The sequence below is a fragment of the Tabrizicola sp. genome (assembly GCF_031377265.1).
In the GTDB taxonomy this organism is placed as follows: Bacteria; Pseudomonadota; Alphaproteobacteria; order Rhodobacterales; family Rhodobacteraceae; genus JAUYQR01.
In genome coordinates, this window is record NZ_JANMET010000097.1 from 1 (window position 1) to 15,676 (window position 15,676).

General features: G+C 62.1%; 14 protein-coding genes. All 14 read left to right on the forward strand.

The genetic code is table 11. From position 1 onward, the window contains the following. Positions 1-725 (forward strand): alpha-isopropylmalate synthase regulatory domain-containing protein (locus RMO18_RS05690; protein WP_309664488.1); only part of this gene is annotated, 725 nt, incomplete at its 5' end. Positions 726-911: 186 nt separating this feature from the next. Then, the gene (locus tag RMO18_RS05695) at positions 912-1,949 is read left to right on the forward strand and encodes a rod shape-determining protein (protein WP_309664490.1); all 1,038 of its coding nucleotides are present in this window, start codon (positions 912-914) and stop codon (positions 1,947-1,949) included. A 37-nt stretch (positions 1,950-1,986) separates the two neighbouring features. After that, the gene (gene mreC / locus RMO18_RS05700) at positions 1,987-2,982 is read left to right on the forward strand and encodes a rod shape-determining protein MreC (protein WP_309664491.1); all 996 of its coding nucleotides are present in this window, start codon (positions 1,987-1,989) and stop codon (positions 2,980-2,982) included. Continuing rightward, a complete protein-coding gene (locus tag RMO18_RS05705; RefSeq protein ID WP_309664492.1) occupies positions 2,975-3,514 on the forward strand; it encodes a rod shape-determining protein MreD in 540 nt (179 codons plus the stop codon). The genes mreC and RMO18_RS05705 overlap by 8 nt, the downstream gene beginning before the upstream one ends. Further along, positions 3,511-5,457: a penicillin-binding protein 2 gene (mrdA, locus tag RMO18_RS05710; protein WP_309664494.1), complete on the forward strand. Its 1,947-nt coding sequence runs from the start codon at positions 3,511-3,513 to the stop codon at positions 5,455-5,457. The genes RMO18_RS05705 and mrdA overlap by 4 nt, the downstream gene beginning before the upstream one ends. Positions 5,458-5,467: 10 nt before the next feature. Then, positions 5,468-6,607 (forward strand): rod shape-determining protein RodA, encoded by a 1,140-nt coding sequence (gene rodA / locus RMO18_RS05715; protein WP_309664496.1) that lies wholly within the window; start codon positions 5,468-5,470, stop codon positions 6,605-6,607. Then, complete coding sequence (locus RMO18_RS05720; protein WP_309664498.1) at positions 6,608-7,231, forward strand: DUF1345 domain-containing protein; 624 nt, start codon at positions 6,608-6,610, stop codon at positions 7,229-7,231. Between the two features lie 62 nt (positions 7,232-7,293). Further along, positions 7,294-8,211 carry a glyoxylate/hydroxypyruvate reductase A gene (locus tag RMO18_RS05725; RefSeq protein ID WP_309664499.1) on the forward strand — a complete coding sequence of 306 codons (918 nt, stop codon included), beginning with the start codon at positions 7,294-7,296 and terminating at the stop codon, positions 8,209-8,211. 71 nt (positions 8,212-8,282) lie between these two features. Beyond that, complete coding sequence (locus RMO18_RS05730; protein WP_309664501.1) at positions 8,283-9,173, forward strand: DMT family transporter; 891 nt, start codon at positions 8,283-8,285, stop codon at positions 9,171-9,173. Between the two features lie 210 nt (positions 9,174-9,383). Beyond that, positions 9,384-10,748 carry a glutamine synthetase family protein gene (locus tag RMO18_RS05735; protein WP_309664502.1) on the forward strand — a complete coding sequence of 455 codons (1,365 nt, stop codon included), beginning with the start codon at positions 9,384-9,386 and terminating at the stop codon, positions 10,746-10,748. A gap of 75 nt (positions 10,749-10,823) precedes the next feature. Further along, positions 10,824-12,203, forward strand: coding sequence for an aldehyde dehydrogenase family protein (locus tag RMO18_RS05740; protein WP_309664504.1), 1,380 nt, complete (start codon positions 10,824-10,826; stop codon positions 12,201-12,203). Between the two features lies 1 nt (position 12,204). Continuing rightward, the gene (locus RMO18_RS05745) at positions 12,205-12,615 is read left to right on the forward strand and encodes a GFA family protein (protein ID WP_309664505.1); all 411 of its coding nucleotides are present in this window, start codon (positions 12,205-12,207) and stop codon (positions 12,613-12,615) included. A gap of 36 nt (positions 12,616-12,651) precedes the next feature. Then, positions 12,652-13,803, forward strand: a complete 1,152-nt coding sequence (locus RMO18_RS05750) for an iron-containing alcohol dehydrogenase (protein ID WP_309664506.1) — start codon at positions 12,652-12,654, stop codon at positions 13,801-13,803. Positions 13,804-13,811: 8 nt separating this feature from the next. Then, positions 13,812-15,053, forward strand: coding sequence for an FAD-dependent oxidoreductase (locus RMO18_RS05755; RefSeq protein WP_309664508.1), 1,242 nt, complete (start codon positions 13,812-13,814; stop codon positions 15,051-15,053). Positions 15,054-15,676: the final 623 nt, after the last annotated feature.

Here is a 15,676-nt window from a genome sequence, read left to right on the forward strand (position 1 = left end):
TGCAGTTCAACAAGGCCATCGTCGGCAAGAACGCCTTCCTGCACGAAAGTGGCATCCATCAGGATGGCGTGCTGAAGAACGTCGAGACCTTCGAGATCATGCGCCCCGAAGACATCGGCCTGTCGCAGGCCAACATCACCATGGGCAAGCATTCCGGCCGCGCGGCGCTCAGATCAAAGCTGAAGGACCTCGGTTATGAACTGGCCGACAATCAGCTGAACGACGTCTTCGTCCGCTTCAAGGCGCTGGCCGACCGCAAGAAGGAAGTCTACGACGACGATCTGATCGCACTGGTGGCCGACGAGGCAACCATGGATGCGCATGACCATCTGCAACTGAAACGGCTGCGCGTGGTCTGCGGCACCGACGGCCCGCAAGAGGCCGAAATGGTGCTGACCATCGACGGCATCGACCACTTCATCGACGCCACCGGCGACGGCCCGGTCGACGCGGCCTTCACTTGCGTCAAGATGCTTTTCCCGCACAAAGCGCGGCTGCAACTGTATCAGGTGCACGCCGTAACCGAAGGCACAGACGCCCAGGCCACCGTTTCCGTGCGGCTTGAAGAGGACGGTCGAATCGTGACCGGGCAGTCGGCTGATACCGATACAGTGGTCGCTTCGGTAAAGGCTTACGTCAATGCGTTGAACAAACTGATCGTCAGGCGGCAGAAATCGGCGCCGAATACGGACAAAAAGTCGGTAAACTACAAAGATGCATCCTGATCCGGCCGATTTTTCCGGGCTGAATGTTGCAAAAGTCCAAGGCGCTGCGAACACGCGGAATTGCGCTGCGTCTTGGGCTTTTTGCTTCCGCTCTCCAAGACAGGTCCTTATATGAATACGCCGGCCTCGGACCCAATCCCGAGTCGCCGGCACATCTTCTTTATGGGTTGGACAGGATCACCCCCTATGTGGCTACTTTCCTCGCTCTTTTCGTCGGACATGGCGATCGACCTCGGCACCGCGAACACACTCGTCTACATTCGCGGCAAAGGCATCGTACTGAACGAACCTTCGGTGGTGGCCTATCACACCAAGGACGGCAAGAAAGTCGTGCTGGCGGTGGGTGAGGATGCCAAGCTGATGCTCGGCCGCACCCCTGGCAGCATCGAGGCAATTCGCCCGATGCGCGATGGTGTGATCGCCGACTTCGAGGCGGCGGAAGAGATGATCAAACATTTCATCCGCAAAGTGCACAAACGCTCGACCTTCTCCAAGCCGAAGATCATCGTCTGCGTGCCGCATGGCGCGACGCCGGTGGAAAAGCGCGCGATCCGCAACTCGGTGCTGCAGGCCGGTGCGCGTCGGGCTGGCCTGATCGCTGAACCGATTGCTGCGGCCATCGGGGCGGGGATGCCAATCACCGAACCGACCGGCAACATGGTCGTCGACATTGGCGGCGGCACCACCGAGGTGGCGGTCCTGTCATTGGGTGATATTGTCTACGCCCGCTCGGTCCGCGTCGGTGGCGACCGGATGGATGAGGCGATCATCAGCTATCTGCGCCGCCACCAGAACCTGCTCATCGGCGAGAGCACCGCCGAGCGCATCAAAACCTCTATCGGCACAGCGCGGATGCCCGACGATGGGCGTGGCGCCTCGATGACCATCCGCGGCCGTGACCTGCTGAATGGCGTGCCGAAGGAAACCGAGATCAACCAGGCACAGGTGGCCGAAGCCCTTGCCGAACCCGTGCAGCAGATCTGCGATGCCGTCATGCAGGCGCTGGAGGCAACGCCGCCGGACCTTGCCGCCGACATCGTGGATCGCGGCGTCATGCTGACCGGCGGTGGCGCGCTTCTTGGCGACCTCGACCTTGCCCTGCGCGAACAGACCGGACTTTCCATCTCGGTGGCCAACGAGTCACTGAATTGTGTTGCCTTGGGCACCGGGAAAGCGCTGGAATATGAAAAGCAGCTCCGGCATGTGATCGATTACGACAGCTGATCCGCCGGGGCAAACGCGCCCCTAAACGAGGGTTCACGTGGCCAAGACCCGCATCGGACCAGAAGAGTTCTCCCGACCCCTCCGGCGTCTGCTGGTGGGGCTTGTGGTCCTGTGTCTGCTGGGGCTGTTTCTGCTGTGGCGGATCGACAGCCCGCGCGTGGAACGCTTTCGGGCTGCACTTGTCGATGCGGTGGCACCAAACCTCGATTGGGCGATGTCACCGGTGACCAAGATCACCGCGATGATCGATGATTACCAATCCTACACCCGGATCTACGAACAAAATCAGGAACTTAAGCGCGAGTTGCAACAGATGAAGGCCTGGAAAGAGGCCGCGCTGCAACTGGAGCAAAAGAACGCGCGCTTGCTGGACCTGAACAAGGTACGGCTTGATCCGAAGTTCACTTACGTCACCGGCGTCGTGTTGGCCGACAGCGGCAGCCCCTTCCGCCAGTCTGTGCTGCTGAACGTCGGGGCGCGGGACGGTATCCGCGATGGCTGGGCGACGATGGACGGGATCGGACTGGTCGGCCGCATTTCCGGCGTGGGAGAGCGCACCAGCCGGGTGATCCTGATCACCGACAGCAACAGCCGCATCCCGGTGACCATTCAGCCATCGGGCCAAAAGGCGCTGCTGTCGGGCGACAACTCGCCGCTGCCGCCGCTGGAGTTCATCGAGGACACCGATGAAGTCCGCCCCGGCGACCGGGTAATCACCTCTGGTGATGGCGGTGTGTTTCCGGCCGGGTTGCTGGTGGGTCAGGTGGCGCTTGGCACCGACAAGCGCCTGCGTGTGGTTCTGGCCGCCGATTACCAGCGGCTGGAGTTTCTGCGCGTGCTGCGCAGCCACGAGTTGGAACCGATCACCGACCCCGGCGGCCTTGTCGCGCCGCCGGTCGCAACTGCACTTCCCGACACGTCCACCGAGGCCGCCGAAGACGCCGCTGGTGCCCCGCCGACATCCCCGGAAGGGGGCGACGTGGAAGCGGCGGGTTCGGGAGCTGCAGAGGGTGCGGGGGCTGTCGATGGCTGAGGTCTGGCGCTCTGCACAATGGATTTACCGGGCTGTGTTTCTGGTGCTGGCCCTTGGGCTGTTGTTCCTGAAGCTTTTGCCGTTGGGCCAATCGGCGGGGGCGCTGCCGGGGCCGGACATTCTGCTGTGTCTGATTATGGCATGGGTGGTCCGGCGGCCGGATTATCTGCCCTTGGTGATGATCGCGATTGTCGTCCTGATCGAGGATCTCTTGCTGATGCGCCCCCCGGGTTTGTGGGCGGCGCTTGTGGTGCTGGCGACCGAGTTTCTGCGATCACGCGTGGCACTGACCCGCGAGTTGAACTTTGTCGTCGAATGGATTCTGGTGGCCGGGTTGATGGTTGGTCTTCTGTTGTCCTACCGGCTGATCCTTGCGGTGGCGTTTGTGCCGCAGGCGCCTTTCGGCTTTGTCGCTGTCCAGGTGATCTGGTCAATCGTGCTGTATCCCGTGGTGGTCGGTCTGTCGCACCTCATCCTTGATCTGCGAAAGCCCGCCACCGGCGAGATCGACAGTTTCGGGAGGCGGGTATGAGACGGACAGCGCGGGATGCCGAAGACAGCGCCCGGATGATCAACCGTCGCGCCTTGCTGCTGGGCGGGGCGATGTCGGCAATGATCGCGGTCCTGGGCGTCAGGATGCGATATCTGCAGGTCGATCAGGCCGACGAGTTCAAACTTCTGGCCGAAGAGAACCGCATCAACATCCGGCTGATCCCACCGGATCGCGGGCTGATCTATGACCGCAATGGCAAGATCATCGCCGACAACGAACAGAACTACCGCGTCGTCATTACCCGCGAGGCGGCAGGCGACGCCGAACTGGTACTGCGCCGTCTGGCGGGCGTGATCCCGATGACCCCGGAAGAGGTTGATCGCGCAATCGCCGAGGTGACCGAACTGCGCGCCTTCGTGCCCGTCACCGTGGCAGAGCGGCTGACGTGGGATGATTTCTCCAAAGTCGCACTCAACGCCCCGGCCCTGCCCGGTGTGGTGCCTGAGGTCGGCTTGTCGCGCCAGTACCCGCTAGACCGTGATTTTGCGCATGTGGTCGGCTATGTCGGCCCGGTCAGCGAAAAGGATCTGGAGGCGCTGGAAAGCCCTGATCCTTTGTTGAAGATTCCGAAATTTCAGATCGGCAAGATCGGCGTTGAAAAGTGGATGGAAGACACCCTGCGCGGGTCTGCGGGGACCAAGCGGATCGAGGTGAATTCAGCCGGCCGCGTGATGCGCGAACTGGAGCGGATCGAAGGTGTGCCGGGCAAGGACATCCGGCTGACGATCGACGCCGACGTTCAGAACTTCGCTCAGGCGCGGCTGGGAATTGAAAGTGCCGCGGCGGTGGTGGTCGATGTGACCAACGGTGACATCATCTGCATCGCGTCGTCGCCATCTTTTGATCCGAACCTGTTCGTGCGCGGCATCAGCTATGCCGATTACAACATCCTGACCGAAGACGACCATCGACCGCTGGCCAACAAGACGGTTTCCGGGGCCTATCCGCCCGGATCGACCTTCAAGATGGTGACCGCGCTGGCCGCGCTTGAGGCTGGGGTGATCACCGCCGACAGCAAGGTAAGCTGCCCCGGTTACATCGAATTCGGCGAGCGTCGGTTCCACTGCTGGAAACGTGCCGGGCATGGCACGGTGAATCTGGCACGGTCGCTGACGGAAAGCTGCGACGTGTTCTACTACGAAGTCGCGCAGAAGGTCGGCATCGATAAGATCGCGGCGATGGGCCGCAAACTGGGTCTTGGACAGCGTTTTGACATTCCGATGTCGGCGGTGACCGAAGGCAACATGCCCGACAAAGCCTGGAAGCTGGAGCGCCACAAGGCCGAGTGGCGGATAGGCGATACCATCAACGCCTCGATCGGACAGGGGTATGTGCTGACCTCACCGTTGCAATTGGCGGTGATGGCGGCGCGGATCGCGTCGGGTCGTGCGGTGGAGCCACGGCTGATCCGGATGATCAACGATCAGGAACTACCCGTGCCCGAGGCCGCGGCGCTGGGCCTGACGCCGGACATGCTGCTGGCGGTGCAGGAAGGCATGCATGACGTGGTCAACGCCGAACGCGGCACCGCAAGATCTTCGCGGATCGTTGATCCGACGATGATACTTGCGGGCAAGACTGGCACCAGCCAGGTCCGCAACATTTCGGTGGCCGAACGGGCCAGCGGCGTCATCTCCAACGACGATCTGCCGTGGAACCGGCGCGATCATGCACTGTTCGTGGGCTTTGCGCCTTATGACAACCCGCGCTATTCGGTATCGGTCGTGGTGGAACACGGTGGGGGCGGGTCGACCGCCGCCGCCCCGATCGCGCGCGACATCATTCTGCGTGCCATGTCGGACGGTCTGCCGCAACTGACGGCCTATCCCGAAAGCCAGCGCGCCCGGATCGAGACAATGTTGCAAGAACTGCCGCTGCGCGACCCGGTGACGGGAATCACCCCTGTAAAATCAAGAGCATAGGGGGAATGGCATGAGCTTTCTGGAATACCGCGTCAAACAGGTTCCGACAGGGCTGCGCAAGATCCTGTTCATCAACTGGCCGCTGGTGGTGTTGATCACCGCCGTCTCGTCGGTGGGATTTCTGATGTTGTATTCGATTGCAGGCGGCAACATCGACACTTGGGCACGCCCGCAGATGGAACGCTTTGGCGTTGGACTGGTCTTGATGTTTATCGTCGCAATGGTGCCGATCTGGTTCTGGCGCAACATGGCGGGACTGGCCTACATCGTGTCATTCCTCTTGCTTCTGGTGGTCGAATTTTTCGGCGATGTCGGCATGGGTGCGCAGCGCTGGATCGACCTTGGCTTCATCCGCCTGCAGCCTTCGGAGATGATGAAATTCACGCTCGTGATGATGCTGGCGGCATACTACGACTGGCTGGACAACAAAAAGACCTCGCGCCCGGCGTTCGTGGTCATCCCGGTGCTGATGATCGTGGCACCCACGATCCTGGTGCTGATGCAGCCCAACCTTGGCACATCGCTGATGCTGATCATGGCGGGTGGATCAGTGATGTTCGCAGCGGGGGTCAGCCTGTGGTACTTTGCGGCGATCATTTCAATAGGTGTCGCCGCAGTGGCAGGGGTGTTTCTGAGCCGGGGCACGCCGTGGCAGTTTTTGCATGACTACCAGTACAAGCGGATTGACACGTTTCTTGACCCGACGGCCGATCCGCTGGGGGCGGGATACAACATCATTCAGGCCAAGATTGCGTTGGGGTCGGGCGGCTGGTCGGGCAAGGGCTTCATGCAAGGCACCCAAAGCAGGCTGAACTTCCTGCCGGAAAAGCATACCGATTTCATCTTTACCACGCTGGCCGAAGAGTTCGGGTTTCTTGGCGCCTTTTCTTTGCTGGCGCTCTACAGCCTGATCATTGCCTTCTGCCTGGTTGCGGCGTTCCAGAACCGTGACCGGTTTTCCGCGTTGCTGATCGTCGGTGTCGCCGCGAACTTCTTCTTCTATCTCGCGGTGAACCTGTCGATGGTGATGGGCATGGCGCCCGTGGTGGGCGTGCCATTGCCCCTGCTGTCTTATGGGGGGTCGGCGATGATGGTGCTGCTGGTCGGCTTTGGCCTTTTGCAAAGCGCACATGTCCACAGGCCGCGCTAGATGATCCTTTTCCCCTCACGACATGGCAGGTTTCTGCTGAGCTTTGGGCTTGGCCTGCTTGTCGGGCTGGTGGCGTGGGTCCAAGGCATTGCACCGGCGTTTTGCGCGCTGACCGGGGTGAACGCCTTCTTTCTTTTGTATCTTGTTCTGATGGCGAGCCTTGTGCGCTCCTCTGGTCCTGCGGAGCTGCGCAAACATGCCGAACAAGATGATGAAGGCGCGCTACTGATCGTGCTGTTGGCGCTGATGGCTGTCGTGGTCAGCGTGGCGGCGATCATTCTGGTGTTCAACTGGCTTGAAAGCGGTTTTGCCGCGCGGGCTGCGGCCTTGGCCACATTGCCCCTCGGCTGGGCGACGATCCACATGCTGGCAGCCTTTCACTATGCGCATCTATACTACCACGGCAATGACAAGGGTCTGACTTTTGCCGGGAAAGCGGAGCCGGGCGCATGGGATTTCCTGTACCTCAGCTTTACCGTCGGCATGACGGCGCAAGTGTCGGATGTGGTGGCAGATAGCACCACAATGCGACGCATGATCTTGCTGCATGGTGTGGCGTCTTTCTTCTACAACACCGGAATTCTGGCGCTGGCAGTCAATGCCGTGGTGACTGCGGCGGCCTGACCGGGTGGACAGGCTGCCGGCCACCCCGTATCACCGCACCACCCTTTGCCCGCGAGTTGCCGATGATCACCGTACTGTTTGCCGCACCCTCCCTGTGGCCCGAATACACCGAAGCTTTACCCGCTGCCCTGACCGGCGCGGGCCTTTCGGCACGTATCGTCACCGAAACAACGGATCCGGCCAGTGTCGATTACATTGTCTACGCCCCTTCCGCCCCGCTGCAGGATTTCACCCCCTATTCCGGCACCAAGGCCGTGCTGAGCCTATGGGCCGGGGTGGAGCGGATCGTCGGTAACGCGACCCTGACCCAACCCTTGTGCCGGATGGTGGACCCCGCGCTGACCGAAGGCATGGTGGAATGGGTGACAGGCCATGCCCTGCGCCATCATCTGGGGATGGACCGGCACATCGTAAATCCAGACCATATCTGGGATCCGACCTGCCCGCCGCTGGCGCGCGAACGGCCAGTGGCGATGCTGGGGATGGGCGCGCTGGGATCGGCCTGCGCCGCGGCATTGCGGGCGATCAACTTTCCGGTAACCGGTTGGAGCCGTACCCCAAAGGCAGGCTGCCTGCACGGCGAGGCTGGATTGGAAACGGTGCTGAAGGACGCGCAGATCGTGGTGACCCTGTTGCCGAAGACCCCCGATACGGAAAATCTGTTGCGCGCATCGACCCTTGCCCTGCTGCCGCGCGGCGCGGTGATCCTGAACCCGGGCCGAGGCGCGCTGATTGATGACGCGGACTTGCTGGCCGCGTTGAACAGTGGGCAGGTGGGGCACGCCACGTTGGACGTGTTTCGCAGCGAACCGCTGCCAAAGGACCATCCGTTCTGGTCGCACCCGAATGTGACGGTCACCCCGCATATCGCAGCGGACACGCGCCCAGCCTCGGCCGCGCGGGTGATTGCCGAAAACATCCGGCGTGGCGAGGCAGGCGAGCCCTTCCTGCATCTGGTGGACCGCAGCCGCGGCTATTGAGCCAGAAGCTGTCGGAATCTGACGTGCCGCCGGCATTGGCCCATGCGATGCCATCCCAAAGGAAGCGGCACATGCGTTACGGCACCGGAGTGATGTTGGTTCTGGCGGCAGGCACGCTCTGGTCGCTGATGGGCCTTGGCCTGCGCCAGATCGAAGACGCTTCGGTTTGGGCGATCCTGTTCTGGCGGTCGGTTGGCATAGTGCCGGTGCTGCTTGCGTATATCGCATGGACCTCGGGTGGCCGGCCGTTGCGGGCGCTGCAATCGGTTGGGGCGGCGGGTGCGATTGGCGGCGTGGGGCTGGTCTTTGCCTTTACAGGGGCGATCTACGCGATCCAGACCACGACCATCGCCAATGCCGTGTTCCTGTTCACCGCCTCACCCTTTGTTGCGGCCATCCTTGGCTGGATCTTCCTGCGCGAAAAGGTGCGTCTGGCCACCTGGGCCGCAATCCTTCTCGCAGTGTTCGGCATGTTCGTGATGGTGCGCGAGGGCCTGGCAATCGGCGCGCTGGCGGGAAATCTTGCGGCCCTGATGTCGGCTGCGGGGTTTGGCGCCTTTACTGTGGCGCTGCGCTGGGGGCGGCTGGCCGACATGCTGCCCGCAGCCCTGCTGGGGGGCATCTTCTCGATCCTCATTTCCGGTCTGGTGCTGATTGCGCGCGGCGATCCGATCGTGGTTTCTGCCCATGACATCACGGTCGCGGTTGGGGTCGGCGTGGTGATCCTTGCCGTTGGGATGGTGCTGTACACCACCGGCAGCCGGGTGGTGCCAGCGGCGGAACTAACGCTTTTCTCGTTGATCGAGGTGCTTCTGGCCCCGCTTTGGGTTTGGCTTTTCCTGGGCGAGACTGCGTCATCGGGCACCTTTCTGGGCGGCGCCATCCTGCTTGGCGCCGTTGCGTTCAATGCCATTGCTGGCGCACAACGGCACATGTCGCAGGGGGTTGCGTCGCCCCCCTGACATGTGAATGAATAACCAGATGCGCCGGGCCCATTGCCCGCGCGGGGAGAGACCTGATGCGGCCCGATCCGCAAGACACTCACGCTGGCCCATGTTGGCCGCGCAAACCGGAATTTGGCGGCGGCCAAGACCGACGGTAGTACGCCGTTCCAGTTTTCATCGGACCGTTGGGTCACGCATCACAGACAAGTTTAAGAAAGAGGCACAGACATGCCCGGCAATATGACATTTGACGCATTGAAAGAGGCCGTCGCGCGCGGCGAGATCGATACAGTTCTCGTGGCCGGGATCGACATGCAAGGCCGCCTGATGGGCAAAAGGTTCCACGCGGCCTTCTTCGTGAACGGCGGCTGGGAAGAGACCCATTGCTGCAATTACCTGCTGACCGTAGACATGGAGATGACCACAGTTCAGGGCTACAAATCCTCCAGCTGGCAGACCGGCTATGGAGATTATGTGCTGAAGCCCGACATGACCACCCTGCGCCCAATTCCGTGGCTGCCGGGCACCGCGCTGGTGCTGGGCGACACGCTGGACCACCACGGGCATGAAGTGCCGCATTCGCCCCGCGCCATCCTGAAGCGTCAGGTTGCCCGCGCCCGCGCCATGGGGTTCGAGCCAATGATGGCGACGGAGCTGGAGTTCTATCTGTTCGAGAATTCCTATGAAAACCTGCGCGACGGCGGGCTGGCGGCGCTGAAACCGGTTAGCAGCTATAACGAGGATTACCACATCTTCCAGACCACCAAGGAAGAAGACGTGATGCGCGCCATCCGCAACGGGCTGTATGGCGCGGGCATCCCGGTGGAGAATTCCAAGGGCGAGGCGGATGCCGGTCAGGAAGAGGTGAACTACCGCTATTCCGACGCGCTTGATACCGCCGACAACCATGTGATCGTGAAGAACGGCATCAAGGAAATAGCCTGGACCAAGGGCAAGTCGGTGACCTTTATGGCCAAGTACGATCACCGCAAGGCAGGATCGTCCAGCCACGTCCACCAGAGCCTGTGGACCAAGGATGGCAAACCCTCGTTCTTCGACCATGACGACAAGCACGGCATGTCGACCACGATGAAGCACTACATTGCGGGCCAGCTTGCACACGCGCAGGAACTGACGGCGTTCCTTGCGCCCTATGTGAACAGCTACAAGCGGTTCACCATCGGTATGTTCGCGCCCACCAAAGCGGTCTGGAGTGCTGACAACCGCACCGCGGGCTTCCGCGTTTGCGGCGTGCATTCCAAGGCGGTGCGGGTGGAATGCCGCATTCCCGGCAGCGATGTGAACCCCTATCTGGCCTGTGCGGCGCTGCTGGCGGCGGGTCTGGCTGGCATCGAAGGCAAGATGGAGCTGGAGCCGGAAATGTCGGGCGACATGTACAACACCGCCGGTATCCGCGAGATTCCCCACAACCTGCGTGATGCGGCAGCCCTGCTGAACAGCTCGAAAATGCTGCGCAAAGCCTTTGGCGATGATGTGATCGACCACTACCACCACGCTGCCCAGTGGGAGATTTCGGAAACCGACCGTGTGGTCACCGACTTCGAACTCCAGCGTCTGCTGGAACGCGCCTGATGTAGGATGGGCAATTTGCCCATCTTCCCCTATTCAACCGGATGATGGGCGGATTGCCCATCCGACGAGGACACCATGAAACCGATCGAACTGATTTCACCCGTGGACGGCTCCGTCTACGCCACCCGCATGCCCCTGACGCCCGAGGCCGCAACAGCCGCCGTCGCCCGCGCAAAAGCCGCGCAAAAGCCTTGGGCCGCGCGCCCTCTGGCTGAGCGGATAGCACTGGTCAAGGCCGGGGTCGCCAAGCTGAACGAGATGAAAGACGTCATCGTCGAAGAAATCGCCTGGCAAATGGGCCGCCCCACCCGTTTCGGCGGCGAGTTCGGCGGGGTTAATGCGCGGACGGAGTATATGTCCGACATCGCCGCCGCCACGCTGTCCCCCAGCATGGTCGAAGACAGCGACAAATTCCGCCGCTACATCGCCCGCGAACCGGTGGGCGTGGTCTTCATCGTGGCCCCTTGGAACTATCCCTACCTGACCACGATCAACACGCTGGTTCCGGCGCTGGTCGCTGGCAACTCGGTGGTCCTGAAACATGCAAGCCAGACCATGCTGGTCGGTGAACGGTTGGCCGAGGCGTTCCACGCCGCCGGCATCCCGGCGGATGTGTTTCAGAACGTGGTGCTGGATCATGCCACCACCGAGGCGCTGATTGCCGCGCGGTCCTTCGGGTTCGTGAACTTCACCGGCTCGGTCGGGGGCGGGCAGGCGATGGAACGCGCCGCCGCGGGCACCTTCACGCCGCTGGGGTTGGAACTGGGCGGCAAGGACCCTGCTTACGTCCGCGCCGATGCCAATCTTGACGCGGCGGTCGACACGCTGATGGACGGTGCGATGTACAACGCCGGCCAATGCTGCTGCGGGATCGAGCGGATTTATGTGCACGAAAGCCTGTACGACGCGTTTGTCGAAAAGGCCGTGGCATGGGTCAAGACCCTGAAGCTGGGCAATCCGTTTGATGCCGACAGCACGCTTGGCCCGATGGCCAACAAACGCTTCGCCGCTGTTGTTCGTAGCCAGATCGCCGAGGCCATTGCGGCGGGCGCCAAGCCGCTGATCGACCCGGCGTTGTTTCCGGCCGATGACGGCGGTGCCTACCTTGCGCCGCAGGTGTTGGTAGATGTCGATCACTCGATGCGGGTGATGATGGAGGAAAGCTTCGGCCCCGTCGTCGGCATCATGAAGGTCAAGGACGACGCCGAAGCGCTGCGGCTGATGAACGACAGCCCCTATGGCCTGACCGCCTCAGTCTGGACGCAAGACTACGACACCGCCGCCGCCCTCGGCCAGCAGATCGAAACCGGCACTGTGTTCATGAACCGCGCCGATTATCTAGACCCCGCCCTGTGCTGGACAGGCTGCAAAGACACCGGGCGCGGCGGCTCGCTCTCCTACCTCGGGTTCCATTCGGTGACTCGTCCGAAATCCTATCACCTGAAAAAGGTGTGAAATGGCCGGTTCCATCCACGCGACTTGTGCCTGTGGGGCAATCACTTCTGCCACAACTGCGGATCCTGTTGTTCAGATTATCTGCCATTGTTCCGATTGCCGGGATGCTACGGGCGGGGACTTTGTCACTGGCGTGTTCTTCAAGCTGGCGGATGTCACCATCAAAGGCAGCGTGACCGAGCGCGCATATACCTCGGCACGCGGCAATCGTACGACGCGTGAACTCTGTGCCGCCTGCGGTACGCCCATGTTCGACCGATCCGAAGGGTTTGCTCATCTGATCGGCGTGTTCGCCGAACGGATTGCATTGCCGTTCAAAGCAGAGCCAAAACTCGAGATGTGGACAGCCAGCCGCCTTCCGCATGTGGCGCCGCATCCAGGACTTCCAGGTTTTCCCGGGCCAGCAAGCTAGCCCCAATCCATCCATCAAGAACTTCAGGACATCATCATGACACCGACCGTAAACTGGTCCTACCCCACCGCAATCAAGTTCGGCGTCGGCCGGATTGCCGAACTGGCAGATCACGCCAAATCCATCGGGCTGAAAAAGCCGCTGCTGGTCACCGACAAGGCGCTGGCATCGCTGCCGATCACGGCGACCGCACTCGATGTCCTCGACAAGGCCGGCATGGACCGATCGGTGTTTTCAGAGGTGGACCCGAACCCGAACGAGGCCAACATGGCCGATGGCATCGCGGTCTATCTGGCGGGCGGGCATGACGGGGTGATCTGCTTTGGCGGCGGCTCGGCGCTCGATCTTGGCAAGATGATCGCGCTGATGGCGCATCAGAAGCCGGGCCTTAGCGTCTGGGATCTGGAAGATATCGGCGACTGGTACACCCGCGCCGATGCCACCAAGATCGCACCGATCATCGCAGTGCCAACGACGGCAGGCACCGGGTCAGAGGTGGGCCGCGCCGGGGTGCTGACCAATTCCGCCACTCACAAGAAGAAGATCATCTTCCATCCCAAACTGATGCCCGCCGTCACCATCTGCGACCCGGCCCTGACCGTCGGCATGCCGCGCTTCATTACCGCAGGCACCGGCATGGACGCGCTGGCGCATTGCCTTGAGGCCTATTGCAGCCCCTTCTACCACCCGATGAGTCAGGGCATCGCGCTAGAAGGGATGCGGCTGGTGTTCGGGAATCTGCCGAAAGTCTATGCCAACCCCAACGATCTTGACGCGCGCGCCGAGATGATGTCGGCCGCCGCAATGGGGGCGGTGGCGTTCCAAAAGGGCCTCGGCGCGATCCACAGCCTGTCCCATCCGGTGGGCGCGGTCTATGGCACGCATCACGGCACCACGAATGCCGTGGTCATGCCGATGGTGCTGGATTTCAACCGGCACGCCATCGAAGACCGGATCAGTGCTGCCGCTGCCTACGTCGGCATCAAGGGCGGCTTTGACGGTTTTCGCGCCGCTGTGATGGATCTGCGCGCGACGCTGGCCATCCCGGCGAACCTGACGGCGATGGGCGTAAAGCCCGCAGATATGGACATGCTGACCGACATGGCGCTGGAAGACCCGTCTTGCGGCGGCAACCCGGTGGTGATGACCCGCGCTAACACCCGGGCGCTTTACGACGCCTGCATGTAAGGGGTCGGATGGCACGGCACGTCACCACAGACATCGCAATCATCGGGGCCGGCGTTGTCGGCCTCGCGATAGCCGAGCGGTTGCTGGCCGACGGGCGCGAAGTGGTGCTTGTCGATCCGGGCAAGCCCGGCATGGGTGCCAGCTATGGCAATGCCGGGACGATCGCAGATTACGCGGTCAGCCCGGTCGGCAGCCCCGACGTGCTTTGGAACCTGCCCAGTCTTTTGTTCAGCAAGACTTCGCCCTTGGCCATCCGGCACGCCGCCTTGCCAACGCTTTTGCCTTGGCTGCTGCGGTTTGCGCGCCAGTCGCTGCCAGCCAACGCACGGCACAACGCGGTAGCGATTGCGGCCCTTTTGGCCAACGCCCAACCCCTGTGGGAGGAGCTGGCGCTGCGCCTGTCCGGTGCCGGACTGCTGCAGCGCCGGGGCTGTCTGTACTTGTATGAAACCGCCGCCGCTTTCACCGCAGCCGAGGCTGACATGGCCGCGCGCCGCGCGCTTGGGGTCAGTGTAGACCTGATCGACCCCGCTGCCCTTGCCCGGATGGAGCCGAACCTGCCCGCCGTTGCCGGGGGTGCGGCGTTCTTTCCGCAAGCGACCTTTCTGTCCGACCCGGGCCGCATGGTCGGCCTTCTTGCCGCTGCAGTGGCCGCCAAGGCCGAGGTCGTCACCGCACGGGCTGACCGACTGACCCGACGGCTGGATGGGGTGGTCATCGAAGGCGAGGGGCTGCACCTGCACGCCCGCAAGGTGATTATCGCGGCAGGTGCGCATTCACGAGGGCTGGCGCTGCAGGCCGGGGACAAGATTCCGCTGGATACCGAGCGCGGCTACCATGTGGAATGGGACATGCCCAATCCGCGCCTGTCGCGCCCGGTTTGTCCAACGGCGCGGGGGTTCTATCTGTGCCCGATGGAGGGGCGGCTGCGTGTTGCAGGAACGGTAGAGCTTGGCGGACTGACCTTGCCGCCCTCTCCCCACCGGATTGCGCGGCTGGTATCGGGCGCGCGCGCGATCTTTCCCGATCTTGGTCCGCCGGACCGCGAATGGATGGGCTTTCGCCCGTCACTGCCCGACAGTCTGCCGGTGATCGGGCCTTCACGCGGCGGGGCCGAGGTGATCCATGCTTTTGGGCACGGCCACGTCGGGCTGACGCTGGCGCCAATCACGGCGATGATCGTGGCCGACCTCGTTGCCGGCAGATCAATCGAGACAGACCTGCACCCCTATCGCGTGGACCGGTTCTAAGGCGAAACGCCACGAATTGTCGGGCCTAAGGATTTGTGTCCGACCGCAAATGCAAACGGCGCGCCGATTTCATTGGCGCGCCGTTCCTTATCTTCTTTGGCCGACCAAAGCCGGTCGATCGACCGTAAACAGCTGTTTGCACTGCGGAACCTCAAAGGCCGATACAACTTGGCTCGCATGCTCAATCAATCACTAGTCAAGCCGGTCGTGCTTCATCATCCCCGCCGCAGAGCGCCACGCTAAGCATATAGGAACCCGTGGCGCTGGGCGATACCCCTGTCAGGGTCGCGGGTTTTCAAACTGAGACACTACCCAATTTCGCGGCGAGGTTCGGATTGTCTTGGCCAATCCCCAACACTTAAATCGGGGCCATCCACGACCTGATTCGCGTTCGCCGTATGATCGATTGGTCTGTTTTCTGAAAACGCCGGGGCTGCCGTAGCATCAGCTGCGAACACCACGAACCGCCTGAAGACCATTTGCCGATGGCGTGGGCATTCTTTGCCAAAAGCCACTGCTCAGGCCCCGTCTTTGCAGGCGAGAAGCTGCAAAACCTGGAAGGTCACAGCAATGAGAGGAGCTGAGGGGAGATGCTGCTTTGGGAATTCCGGAGAACTTTCTGA

What these genes read in the sequence shown, in the direction of transcription:
- RMO18_RS05695 (WP_309664490.1), top strand. Translation starts at nt 912, where the DNA reads ATGTGGCTACTTTCCTCGCTCTTTTCGTCGGACATGGCGATCGACCTC.
- RMO18_RS05705 (WP_309664492.1), top strand. Translation starts at nt 2,975, where the DNA reads ATGGCTGAGGTCTGGCGCTCTGCACAATGGATTTACCGGGCTGTGTTT.
- mrdA (WP_309664494.1), top strand. Translation starts at nt 3,511, where the DNA reads ATGAGACGGACAGCGCGGGATGCCGAAGACAGCGCCCGGATGATCAAC.
- rodA (WP_309664496.1), top strand. Translation starts at nt 5,468, where the DNA reads ATGAGCTTTCTGGAATACCGCGTCAAACAGGTTCCGACAGGGCTGCGC.
- RMO18_RS05720 (WP_309664498.1), top strand. Translation starts at nt 6,608, where the DNA reads ATGATCCTTTTCCCCTCACGACATGGCAGGTTTCTGCTGAGCTTTGGG.
- RMO18_RS05725 (WP_309664499.1), top strand. Translation starts at nt 7,294, where the DNA reads ATGATCACCGTACTGTTTGCCGCACCCTCCCTGTGGCCCGAATACACC.
- RMO18_RS05730 (WP_309664501.1), top strand. Translation starts at nt 8,283, where the DNA reads ATGCGTTACGGCACCGGAGTGATGTTGGTTCTGGCGGCAGGCACGCTC.
- RMO18_RS05735 (WP_309664502.1), top strand. Translation starts at nt 9,384, where the DNA reads ATGCCCGGCAATATGACATTTGACGCATTGAAAGAGGCCGTCGCGCGC.
- RMO18_RS05740 (WP_309664504.1), top strand. Translation starts at nt 10,824, where the DNA reads ATGAAACCGATCGAACTGATTTCACCCGTGGACGGCTCCGTCTACGCC.
- RMO18_RS05745 (WP_309664505.1), top strand. Translation starts at nt 12,205, where the DNA reads ATGGCCGGTTCCATCCACGCGACTTGTGCCTGTGGGGCAATCACTTCT.
- RMO18_RS05750 (WP_309664506.1), top strand. Translation starts at nt 12,652, where the DNA reads ATGACACCGACCGTAAACTGGTCCTACCCCACCGCAATCAAGTTCGGC.
- RMO18_RS05755 (WP_309664508.1), top strand. Translation starts at nt 13,812, where the DNA reads ATGGCACGGCACGTCACCACAGACATCGCAATCATCGGGGCCGGCGTT.